This window comes from Streptomyces sp. NPDC051320 (assembly GCF_040682175.1).
Classification (GTDB): Bacteria; Actinomycetota; Actinomycetes; order Streptomycetales; family Streptomycetaceae; genus Streptomyces.
The window spans coordinates 1-11,442 of record NZ_JBFBAL010000035.1 but is presented as its reverse complement, the minus strand read 5'-3'; the positions used below and the strand labels follow the sequence as shown (position 1 = coordinate 11,442).

At 64.3% G+C, this 11,442-nt stretch carries 7 protein-coding genes and 3 pseudogenes; 6 read left to right on the top strand and 4 right to left on the bottom strand.

The window, feature by feature from the left end:
• Positions 1-197 precede the first annotated feature (197 nt).
• Both AB0M87_RS32805 and AB0M87_RS32800 read left to right on the top strand, forming a co-directional pair.
• Positions 198-1,284 (top strand): annotated as a pseudogene (locus AB0M87_RS32805) (IS630 family transposase).
• Positions 1,285-1,372: 88 nt separating this feature from the next.
• Positions 1,373-1,477: pseudogene (locus tag AB0M87_RS32800) on the top strand (IS481 family transposase); the annotation flags it as partial.
• Positions 1,478-1,856: 379 nt separating this feature from the next.
• On the opposite strand, the gene AB0M87_RS32795 reads toward AB0M87_RS32800, so the two are convergent.
• From AB0M87_RS32795 to AB0M87_RS32780, 4 genes are all read right to left on the bottom strand, one after another.
• On the bottom strand, positions 1,857-3,119 hold the full coding sequence (locus AB0M87_RS32795; protein ID WP_365859468.1) for an MFS transporter: 1,263 nt from the start codon (positions 3,117-3,119) through the stop codon (positions 1,857-1,859).
• Positions 3,116-4,909, bottom strand: coding sequence for an HEXXH motif-containing putative peptide modification protein (locus AB0M87_RS32790; RefSeq protein ID WP_365859466.1), 1,794 nt, complete (start codon positions 4,907-4,909; stop codon positions 3,116-3,118). The genes AB0M87_RS32795 and AB0M87_RS32790 overlap by 4 nt, the downstream gene beginning before the upstream one ends.
• Positions 4,875-6,140, bottom strand: a complete 1,266-nt coding sequence (locus tag AB0M87_RS32785; RefSeq protein ID WP_365859464.1) for an FxsB family cyclophane-forming radical SAM/SPASM peptide maturase — start codon at positions 6,138-6,140, stop codon at positions 4,875-4,877. Before AB0M87_RS32785 ends, AB0M87_RS32790 begins: the two co-directional genes overlap by 35 nt.
• An 80-nt stretch (positions 6,141-6,220) precedes the next feature.
• Positions 6,221-6,412, bottom strand: a complete 192-nt coding sequence (locus AB0M87_RS32780) for a hypothetical protein (RefSeq protein WP_365859462.1) — start codon at positions 6,410-6,412, stop codon at positions 6,221-6,223.
• Positions 6,413-6,857: 445 nt separating this feature from the next.
• Between AB0M87_RS32780 and AB0M87_RS32775 the strand changes: the two genes are divergently transcribed.
• The 4 genes and pseudogenes from AB0M87_RS32775 to AB0M87_RS32760 all read left to right on the top strand — a co-directional run.
• Positions 6,858-7,736 (top strand): transposase, encoded by an 879-nt coding sequence (locus AB0M87_RS32775; protein WP_365859460.1) that lies wholly within the window; start codon positions 6,858-6,860, stop codon positions 7,734-7,736.
• Complete coding sequence (locus tag AB0M87_RS32770) at positions 7,631-8,281, top strand: transposase (protein ID WP_365859470.1); 651 nt, start codon at positions 7,631-7,633, stop codon at positions 8,279-8,281. Before AB0M87_RS32775 ends, AB0M87_RS32770 begins: the two co-directional genes overlap by 106 nt.
• Before the next feature lie 993 nt (positions 8,282-9,274).
• Complete coding sequence (locus AB0M87_RS32765) at positions 9,275-9,706, top strand: peptidase inhibitor family I36 protein (protein ID WP_365859458.1); 432 nt, start codon at positions 9,275-9,277, stop codon at positions 9,704-9,706.
• Positions 9,707-10,255: 549 nt separating this feature from the next.
• Positions 10,256-11,418, top strand: a pseudogene (locus AB0M87_RS32760) (IS256 family transposase); the annotation flags it as partial.
• Between the last annotated feature and the right edge of the window lie 24 nt (positions 11,419-11,442).

Below are 11,442 nucleotides of genomic sequence, written 5' to 3'. Positions count from 1 at the left end.
CCCGCTACGAGAAACGCGCCTACATCTACCTCGGCACCATCACGCTCGCAGCCCTCGTCATCTGGCTCCGAACATGATCCGAGAAACAGTGCCTAGTGAGCTGGTTTTGAGAACTGGGCTCGCCTCGTGAGTCGTGTTCTGTTTCAGATCTTGGGTTTCTCCTGACGTGACGGGCTTGCGGCCGGTGTTCTGGGTGGATGGGTGATACCAGGCTGCCTGCGGTGGTGTTGTCGGATGCCGAGCGGTTGACGTTGGAAGGATGGGCCAGGCGGCGCTCGACCGCGCAGGGCCTGGCTCAGCGTGCTCAGATCGTGCTGGCGTGTGCGCGAGGGTGGAACAACACCGTCGTGGCCGCACGGTTGGGGACCGAGCGCAAGACAGTGGCCAGATGGCGGACCCGGTTCCTGCGGGACCGGCTCGGCGGCCTGTCGGATGAGCCGCGTCCCGGGGTGCCGCGGACCATCACCGACGCTCAGGTGGAAGAGGTGGTGGTACGTACCCTCGAGGAGACACCTGAGGGTGGAACACACTGGTCGAAGCGGGAGCTGGCCAAGGTGGTGGGGATCTCGCCCGCGAGCGTGCTGAAGATCTGGCATGCCTTCGGGCTGCAGCCGTGGCGGACCGAGACCTTCAAGATCTCACCGGACCCGTTTCTGATCGACAAGATCCGTGACGTCGTCGGTCTTTACCTCGCTCCGCCGGCGAACGCGGCGGTCTTCGCCGTGGACGAGAAGCCGCAGATCCAGGCGCTGGAGCGGACCACGCCGGGTACTGCCCATGATCCCGGGAGTGCCCGAACGCAGGAGTTTCGACTACGTCCGCCATGGCACTGTCGATCTGTTCGCCGCGTTGAACACGGCGACGGGCAAGGTGATCACGAAGCTCTCCGCGCAGCACCGGGCCGTGGACTTCCGTGACTTCCTCGACGAGATCGACCACCAGACCGATCCGGGTATGGCGGTCCACGTGATCTGCGACAACCTCTCCGCCCACAAGGCGCCCGTGGTCCACAAGTGGCTGCTCGCGCACCCCCGGTTCCACCTGCACTTCACTCCCACCTACTCGTCGTGGATCAACCAGGTCGAGCGGTGGTTCGCAGAGCTGGAACGACGCTGCCTCGAGCGCGGAGTGTTCTGTTCCCTCGACGACCTCAAGACCGCAATACAGGAGTGGATCAAGGTCTGGAACGGCGAGCCCCGGCCCTTCAGATGGACCAGAACCGCCGACCAGATCCTCGACCGCATCTGCCGCTACTGCGACAGGATCTCCAAACCAGCTCACTAGGTGTTCTGTCTGGGGAGGGTGTGGACGGGTGAGCGAGATCTCGGCTGAGGGATCTTGAACGGGTGAGGGCCTTCCGGGTTCGGTGTGGATTGCGACGTCTCCACCGACCAGAAAGGCTCTCGTACCTTACCGTACTGCACCCCGGACGGAGACCGGCCGTCTGCGGGTTGCCCGTTGCGTTGTTGTGGACGGCTGACCACTGCGCTGGGCCGCGGAGCGAATGGTACGGCTGGCGGGCGATGGAACGCCGCCAATTCTCCCGCCGGATCTGCGTCGAGCATGCCTACGTCGAAGTCCGAGGCGCCCCCTCCAGCGGTACACCGGCCGCCGCGAGACCTAGGACGAGATCCACCTCGCCGCACCCCAAGACCTATCGAGGGTCTGCCAGCAAGCTGTGTGGGCACCGGTAAATGGCGCGACGGCGCATCAGGATGAACCGTCCCACGGACCAGCCAATGTGATAGCACCCATAGCGAGTTCCCGCGCAACATGGGCGATCGGCCTGCTTGGCTTCAACTCCAGTTGAACCGCTTCCTCACGTAACTCCGGCGAGTACTTGATCTGTGGCTCCACTACTCCTTCCTCTCGATTTCTTTACAGGACAACTCTTTAGGGCCCCTGCCGAGTGACCCCTCACCCCTCTCAAAACGCCGATAGAAGGTTCCACAGACCGCGAGAGTGATCATGGCCAAGGCGAGCAGGTACAGCGTGTTCGTTGGGCCTCTGGCGGCCACGAGGTAGCCGGCTGCCGCTGCGCTGGCCACCAGGGTTGTGTTGGGCAGGATCTCTGCGGCCGCGTTGATCCGTCCGAGCTTTTCCTCCGGCACAGCTTCAAGCAGGTAGACGTTGATGGCAACGTTCGAGAAGCCGCCGACACCGCCGATGCCCAAGTTGAGCAGCGCAAGCAGATAGGCGTCGGTGGTGCTCGTCATTCCAGCCAGCAGCGCTGCCCATACATAGAGCGACGTAGCGATGATGGCGGACGCGGACCAGGATCGCGGTGTCGCGGGAGCGATCATCGCGCCGACCGCGCCCCCCGCTCCGCTCGCCGCCAGCACCAACCCGACCTGCCATGTGTCGCCGCTGTGCCGCACGGTGACGATCAGGACGAGCTGCAGGATCTGGAACACCATGCCCGTGCCGGACAGCGACAGCACGCAGAAACGGAGGAAAGACTCCTGCCGGAGCCACCGGAAACTCTCGCGTGTTCCGTGCCGCGGGGCGGGCTTCTGGGGGACGGCACGGGACGTGAGCGCGTCGGCCGGAATGGTGCCCAGCAACGCAGCCGATCCGAGGTACGACGCAAGGTTCGCACCGAACGGCAGCCAGCGCGCCAGCCCGAAGAGCAGCCCGCCCAGCGCGCGTCCTGCCAGCCCCGTGGCGAGGGTCAGCACCTCGTAGGCCGACAGAGCCGCCGAACGTTGCCCCGCAGGGACCACGCTGCGAAGGCTGGGCAGCCGGGCGGCGCCCGCGGTCGTGGCCACCGTTCCCTCGGCGAAGGCGCCGCCGATCAGCGCCGGCAGGACGCCGCTCCCGGTCAGGACCGCGGCCAAGACGATCGCCGCGACCACTGTCCCGACCAGTTGGCAGGTCACTAGGATGTAGCGGCGGTTCCAGGTGTCCGCCGCCCAGCCCGCGGGAAGCGCCAGCACCAGCGATGGGAGGTTCGCCGCGAAGGCCACCCAGCCTGCGGCCACCGGGGACCCGGTGACCGCGAGGGTGAGCAGTGGATATCCGACGCGCACTGCGGCATCGCCGAGGAAGGAGATCCCGAAAGCGGACCACAGGGCAGTGAATTGCCGGTTCCGGAAGACTGCGAGTTGGCTCTCAGTCAACGGGGCCCCTCGGTGAGCCAGTTGACAAGGGCTTCTGCGCCCACGGGCTCTCCGGGTTGCTCGGCGGCCAGCAGACCGTACAGAGCTGCCACAGTCTCCGTCGCCTCCGTCAGGGGACGCATTCCGTCCGACGGACGGGCGCGGGTCAGCGCCACCGCGAGGCCCGCCCATAGGTCGGGCGCATCAGGTGACTTGGCTATCTCGGCCCCGTAGGCGGCTATCGCGGCCGGGTAGTCTTGGGCTGCCAGAGCCAGGTCGCCAGCGCCAGCGCCGGCTCGCACCCCACTTCCGGCGCCGGCCAGACGCACGTAGTCGGCCGGCAGATCGCCCTTGCGCCAGTCGACGGTGAGCGAGGCGGGCCGGAACGCCCTGTCAAAAGAGTGAACTTCGCCCGCGGGGTCGCCGCTGTGCCACCGTTGTGCCAGCTGCCGCACATGGCCCTCGTCCGGGGTCAGGTTGCGGACCCGGTAGGCAACCTGGTGGGCGAGGACGACCTCCTCAGCGACCCAAAAGGCATTGTCGCTCAGCGGCTCGTCGAGCCAGGGGGCCAGGGTGCGATGCACGGTCGCGACGAAGCTGGCGCCCGCCTCGTTGAGGGCACCGGAGTTCTTAAACTCCGTGATGGCCCGGTCCACCTGAACAGTCCACCGGGCGAACTGCGTCTCGGCAAGGTTCTTGTTCGCGTCAGGGTGGTTCCGGTGGACCCGCCAGAAATCGGCGATGGCCGTGTGTGCGTAGATGCCCTGGAGTAGCCCGACGGCTGGCCGTGGATCGCTCCGCCACGGTGCGTAGAAGCGCTTCTGGGCTGCGGCGGGGTCTGTCAGCTCGACGTAGTCGAGCAGGGCACTGAGTTTGGCATGCTGGAATTCGTGGATGAGTACCGAGGCAAGGTTGAAGCGGCCGGACGGTAGGGCTGCCCTGATCGCGCCGTACGCCTCGGGCCAGGTGTTGCTCAGTACCTGCACCACCGGTTCTGCGGACAGCGGCACGATCGACTGCAACCCGGCTGCCATGCCCGCCGCGTAGGCGGGATGGTATTCCTGCAGGGTCTGCCAAGCACCGCGGAAGGTGTGCTGCCAGACCCGTAGCTGACTGGCCGAGATGGCGGTCGGCATAGTGCGGGTGTCCATCGTGCGGAAGGGATCGAGGTCGTCGAGGATCACATCGACCGGGTCGTCGTCGCTGCTGAGTCGCCCGACCGGGATCCACTCGCCAGGTTGGTCCGAACGTTCGGAGACCGTGGTGTCGATAGTGGTCTCACGGCCACGGTGGGCGGCGGTGAGGATGCCGTCGGTGGTTATCCGCAACTCCGCGGTGCCGTAGCCGTCGACGTCTGCTGCGGCCAGCCGCAGCAGACCCACCCCTGGCAACATCACGACGCCGCGGCGTACGACGACTGTGACCTCGCCGGCGGTCCGTGAGCGGATCATGGCTGCGGCAGCGAGCCAGCCCGGGTAGCCGAAGGTTTGCCGTAGGACGACGCCTGCGTCCTCCCGTGGCAGATTTGCCAGGTGGTGCAATGCGCGCAGAAGCCAGCCGCCAGTGATGGGCGAGGACAGCAGTCGGCCGACGACTTCTGGGTGCTCGTGCTGCAGACGGGTGAGGTGAGCGAACGCCTGAGGAAGTCCTGCTGCCTCCGCGTCGGGGTGGCCTTCAGCGCTGCTCAGCAGACGTTGGACGAGGTACATGCGCTTGGCGAGTTGGCCCTGCCGCAGTGCCTCGAAGGTCTCGGTGCTGCCGTATCCAGTGGCCAGCTCAGCGGTGGTCTTTTGCAGGTCGAACGGTGGCATGCGTGGCGCGCTCCTTCACAGCGGTCAGGTCGGACGAGATTTTCCGGTAGACGGTCTCGATGAGCTTTTGAAGGTCGGCGCAGTACACCGACGGATTGCGGAAGCCGGTGCCCTCGCGATAGCGGTGGGTGAACTGTCCACCGCCGCAGATCTGCCGAAGCGAGCAGTCAAGGCAGGTATCGCTGAGCGCGTCCATGCCGATCTGCCGGGCCGCAATGGCCGGATGCCGCAGCGCGAGATCCAGGGCGTGGTCGCGTACGTTAAAGCCGAGTTGGGCAGCCCCAGGAAAGGCGGACTTAAGCGAGTCGACTTGTTCCAGATCGCCGTTCGTTTCGAAGACTGCCATGCGCGCGGGTGCCGTACCCATCGCCTCCGAGCCGCCGTGTCCACCAAGGATGAGCGCGATCAAGTCCTCGAAGAGGCGTACTTTGACCCGTCCGCCGTCCGGCCCGTACCAGTGGTCGAATATCGTCAGAAGCCAGTCGGCGTGAGGAGTTGCGGATCCGGGATACGAAGCTGGCGGGGCCGACCAGTTAGCGTGCGGCAGCAGAAAATCTATCCTTGGCGGGGCGAATTCTGCCAGCGTCTCGTAAGTGCGTATCGGATCGTTCTTGACGTCTACTGTGCACAGCATTCCGGCGAATAGGGAACGATAGCGATTCGAGCCGAGCAGCCCCAGCCCACGGCTCACGTCGTCGAAGCTGCCTCGGCCGTTGCGGTAGCGGCGGTGCCGGTCGTTTTCTTCGCGCCCGCCGTCCAGGCTGACACTCACATACACCCTGTTGCGCGCGAACATCTCCAGATAGGCCTGGTCCAAAAGCACGCCGTTGGTCTGAACCAGCAGGGTAAGCGGGGTGATACCGGCGAGCCGGCTCCGTAGCGTCCCGACGAAGAACTCAGTCCGCTCCAGTCCGGCCAGCAATGGCTCGCCGCCGTGCAGGATGACCACAACTCGCTTCAACCTGTGCTGCTCGGCGTGTTCGCCTATCCGCTCCACGATGGTCGCCATCGTGTCCTCGGCCATGAAGGTCGGCTGGCCGTGCCAGCTCTGGTCGGCCATCTCGTAGATGTAGCAATAGTCGCAGGCGAGGTTGCAGCGACTGTGTAGCTTGACCACGAACTCGTTGAAGGGAAGGGGACGCCAGCCGCCGGCTTCCAGCGCGGCCAGGTCTAGCCCGGTGAGCGGCCACTCGGCCGCCGGTGGGGAGGGGTTGAGCTTCACTGATGCCATGAGGCCGTCCTTGGTCAGTGAGGTGGGGTCGTTCTCCCGCGGCCCAGGCCGCGGGAGAACGACACGGAGACGCAGTCAGGTCAGGCGCGGGCGTCCTCTTCCTCATCGGGGATCAGCCCCGACGAGTAGGCGAGGGCGCTGTCTTCGATCAGGATGACGTCGTCCAGGGCCAGCCGCTGAGCAAGCGACCTGTGCAGGACCGGGCTTTCCTTGATCAGGAAATCCTCCGAGATTTCCCGGAGATCCGAAAGAGTGGGAATGAGTGTTTTCACGACGATTTCCCTTCAATTTGTTCTCGGTGCACCGAGAAAGGGACTATCCGATTCTGAAGTAGGAATCCCTGCTTCAGACCGTGATCACTATCCGCGTTCGGCGATGAGTGTGTGAGGCGATTTCCAGCCAACACAAACCCTTCGCGGTGAGGTGGGATTGCGAGAACCAGTCATTCCATAATATATGGATCGCAAGGGTCTTTGCGTAAGGTGATCTTGTCCGGTTTGATCCGGTGAGGCTTCGTACGTAGGAATGCGGGGATTCGCAACCCGATTGGACTTATATCACAAGCTTCTGGTTCTATTTTACAACGAACCTGCTGTTAACCCTGACCATTCAGCGGAATTGCCCGGTCTGACGGCCCGGTAGCAGAAAAGGTGCCCTGGCCTGCGAGGATGCGACTGTCGAGGAAGCATCGGTTGCAAGAATCAGGACACCTTTCTGGTGAGCGAGCGTACAGGGTGGGACCGGAGTCTGGTCGTGGGGGCTGACGGGAAAGGGCTGGTCGGGCATGCCGGGGTGGCGTTGCTGCGGCGGCTGGCGGACCGGTCGGGGCTGACGGAGGCGCTGGCTGGGGTGTTCCCGGCGGGCGGGCCGGGGTGGCGGGATCGGGCGGTGGTCTTCGTCCAGCTGGCGGTATCCATCGCGCTGGGCGCCCGCAGTGTGGCGGAGGCCGAGCAACTCGCTCTGCACCACGTGCGGATGACCGGTCCAGGTGTCTCGGACTCCACGGTGCACCGCACCCTGGACCTGTGCGATGCCGACCGGCTCGCGGCGATCGCCCGGGTCCGGGCGCGGGTCCGCCGGATGGTGTGGTCGTGGCTGGCCCTGCGGCCCGGTGGCTTCCCCTGGCTCACCGTCGCCGGGAAACGCCTGCACAACTGGGTGATCGTTGACATGGACGCCACCATCATCACGGCCGCCTCGAAGAAGGAACAGGCGAAGGCGACCTGGAAGAAGACCTATGGCTTCCATCCGCTGGCCGCCTGGTGCGCGAACACGTCCGAATGCCTGGCGATGCTGCTGAGGCCGGGCAACGCCGGCAGCAACACCGTCGCCGACCACATCACGGTCCTGGCCGGCGCACTCGCCCAGATACCCGGCTCCTCGGCCGCGAAGCTCCTGATCCGCGTCGACGGAGCCGGCGCGACGCACGGCCTGCACGAACACCTCATCAGCTTGAACACCCGTCGGCGCACGGTCCGTTTCACCACCGGCTGGACCATCACCGACCTCGACGAGCAGGCCATCGCCCGCCTGCCCGAGACGGCCTGGGAAGTCTCCCTGACCAGGACGGCACCCTCCAGGAGGACTACGCAGTAGCGGAACTGAGCGGCCTGAGCGCACGCGAGGGCTGGAGCCGGGGGCTCAGGCTGATCGTCCGCCGGGTCAAACCCTCCAGACGCCACCTCGCGAACCTGACCGACTTCGAGAAGAAGACCGGCTTCAAGTACTCGGTCATCGCTACCAACATCCGCAAGATGACCCGGATCCCCGGCTCCCACCAGGCGCAGTGGCTGGACGCCCTGCACCGCCACCACGCGGTCGTCGAGGACCGGGTCCGCACCAACAAGGCGATGGGCCTGCACAACCTGCCCTCGAAATCCTTCACCGTCAACCAGGGCTGGATGCTCGCCGCGAACCTCGCAGCCGACCTCGACGCCTGGCTCCGCCTCCTGGCCCTGCACGACCAGGACGAACTCGCCGACGCCGAACCCGACACCATGCGGTTCCGGATCTACCACCTGCCCGCACGCCTCGCCACCCACGCCCGCCGCAGGCACCTACGCCTCGCACCCGACTGGCCCTGGACAGCCGCCTTCGTCCTGGCCTGGCAACGCCTGACCGGCTTGACCACCGTCACCTGACGAGCAGCCCCCACCCCGACGAAGACCAGGAAGGAGGCCCCCGCACCACCCCGGGACCGTGGAGCCCGGCGCAGCCGCAGCGGCACGCGAAGACCCTGACCGCGAACAGCGAGAACAAACAGGGCGAAATGATCACCCTATGCGGCAACGATCACCGCTGAAGAATCGAGGTTAATGTGATATACATCACACTACATTGATTGAGTTGAACTGACACCTACTCAAAAACGTTCCTATCTAGGTTATCTGACGACGCATAGAGAAACGCGATAGTGCCCAGGAATTGGACCTCCAGTTACCCGCGAGTAATATCGATCCGCGTAGTTGTAAGGCAAAAGCGCGTGTGGTCTTCTGTTCTCAAGGTTCTGCAGATACTCAATGCAGTGAAGTAGAGGCAGTGATGATCAAGCAGTTACTCGCAAGATGCGGTGGGTTGTTTGGATCAGGCAAAAAACCCAAAGGCTGAGCTCGCTGTCGCGCGGAAACGGTCGCGAGCTGGAGGAGGGACACAACATCCTGCGCAATGCTGCCCGGCATTTCTCCGGGGAGGCGCGCTTGTGAATCGCTTTCAGTGCGGGCGCTGACCTCCAACGTCGTCACGGGTCTCGAAACTGCTGTGCACCGTCCTTAGGATCAGAGAACACAGAGTATAAATTTCAGGTCTGTCTTTACGATTCCATCTTTGTGTCATGCAACGAAATGTGATCAGTCACGCACCAAATAAGGTGACAACGCCGTCCGTTACCTACAGCCAGCAGCCCGCACAGCCCTTTCCCCCATTAGTGATCGGGCCTGCGAATGTCTTCTATACGTGCGGAAGCTGGTGGTTCGCTGTACGCGGCTATTTCGGCAAGAGCCGGAGCGAATATCCCGTCTTTGACGGTCTTCCTCGCATGACCATGCCGACGTATCGATCCGCTTCGAAGTCGATCTCAGATCAGCACCGGAAGCATAGCGCCGGGACGAAGGGGCAACTCAGTGTATCTCAGACGGATGACCGCAATCGGCGCAGCAGCGCTCGCTCTTGTCGGCGCAGGTCTTTCAATGGCAGGCGGCGCCCAGGCCGCACCGGGTGCCACGAAGGCGTGGGACGGTTGGTGCGACGACGGCGAGGTCTGCTTCTACTACAACTCGAACATCGCGGGCGCTGTCTACGACACGCCCTACAGTGCCTCGATCTACAGCACTCAAGTGTTCGTCTGCAGTAAGCAGGCCCATGGCGACGGCGCTTTGTGCAGCGGATCGGGAGACCCGGTCCACAACAACGCGGCATCCGTCATCAACAACAACCGTTACTGTGATGTCGCCGTCTACTACAACAGCAACTGGACCGGCCCCAAGCAAATCATCCCTAGGGGTACATGGGCGAACCTCAACGCGACGTTGAAGAACCAGAACGCCTCACACAAGTTCATCAACTGCTGACCAGAGAAGGGCCCCTCGTGTTCGGCCCAACACCCTTCAGACGAAGGTCGCAGGAGTCTCCGGGACCGGTACGTTCGTGTGTCCTGCCTGGAGGCTTCGCTCGGATATGGGCGTCAGCTGGTCGGAGGGCCGGTACTCCCAACCCGTGACCGAGAATCCGGTTTACCGAGGTGGGCAGCTCCCTTTCGCGCGGTTCTCGCCAGTCGACTTCTTGTGGCCCTGGGGCGATGCGCGTGCAGGCCACGGGCCGGGTAGATGGAGTGGATACGTATCAGTCGATGGACTTCAAGTAACGACGTAGGCCACCGACCATCGGCGGCTGGTGGTGCGTTGCTGGTGACATCGGTCTCCGGGAGCAGCAGCCGCGTGCCGGAGCGTGATGTCCGATTTTCGCCAGCGCGAGGGTTGAAGCTTCCGGAGACTCGGCGTGTGAACCCTGTGACCAATGTGACACCGGCGGTAAGTACGGACATTCTCCTCGCGCTGCTCGTCTTTCTCTTCGGGTCTGTAAAACGTTCGGTGTAACTCCCGATCATGGAAGATGCATCGATGACCAGTGACAACGTGACCGAGGCCGAGTCCGTCGAGCCGTCTGAGGCGGCGTCGAAGTCTGTGGACGACCGGCTGATTGATGAGTTGGTGGGCCGGGCTCAGGCCGAGGGCCTTCAGCTGACCGGTGAGGGCGGGCTGCTTCAGCAGCTGACGAAGCGGCTCCTGGAGTCGGCTCTCGAGGGGGAGATCACCGACCATCTCGGCTATGACAAGCATGATCCGGCGGGGAAGAACGGTGGCAACTCCCGTAACGGAACCCGTGCCAAGTCGTGCTGACCGATGTCGGCCCGGTGGAGATAGCCGTGCCCCGCGACCGTGAGGGTTCCTTCGAGCCGAGGATCGTCAAGAAGCGGCAGAAGCGTCTGTCGGGCGTGGACGAGATGGTCATCTCGCTCGCGGCGAAGGGCCTGACGACCGGTGAGGTCCAGGCTCGCCTGGCCGAGGTCTATGGAGCTGAGGTGTCCCGGCAGACGATCTCCACGATCACGGACAAGGTCCTCGAGGGCATGGCGGAATGGCAGAACCGGCCCCTGGACGCCGTCTACCCGGTGGTCTTCATTGACGCTATCCACGTGAAGATTCGTGACGGTGCGGTGGCGAACCGGCCCATTTACGTGGCCCTGGCGGTCACGTCCGAGGGCCGGCGGGACATCCTGGGGCTGTGGGCCGGTGACGGCGGCGAGGGCGCCAAGCACTGGATGCACATCCTCACCGAGATCAAGAACCGCGGCGTGAACGATGTCCTCATGCTGGTCTGCGACGGGCTCAAGGGCCTGCCCGACGCCGTCGAGACCGTCTGGCCGAAGACGATCGTGCAGACTTGCGTGGTCCACCTGCTGCGGAACTCATTCCGCTATGCCGCCCGCCAGGACTGGGACAAGATCGCGCGTGTCCTCAAGCCCGTCTACACCGCGGCGACCGAGGAGGCTGCACTGGAGCGGTTCGCGGAGTTCGCCGACGCGTGGGGCAAGAAGTATCCGGCGATCGTCCGGCTCTGGGAGAACGCCTGGGAGGAGTTCACTCCCTTCCTCCGCTTCGACACAGAGATCCGCCGCATCGTCTGCACGACGAACGCGATCGAGTCCGTGGACGCGCGGATCCGTCGGGCGGTCAAGGCCCGAGGCCACTTCCCCAACGAGCAGGCCGCCCTGAAGTGCGTCTAATCCGTAGTTAAAGAGTGGCGT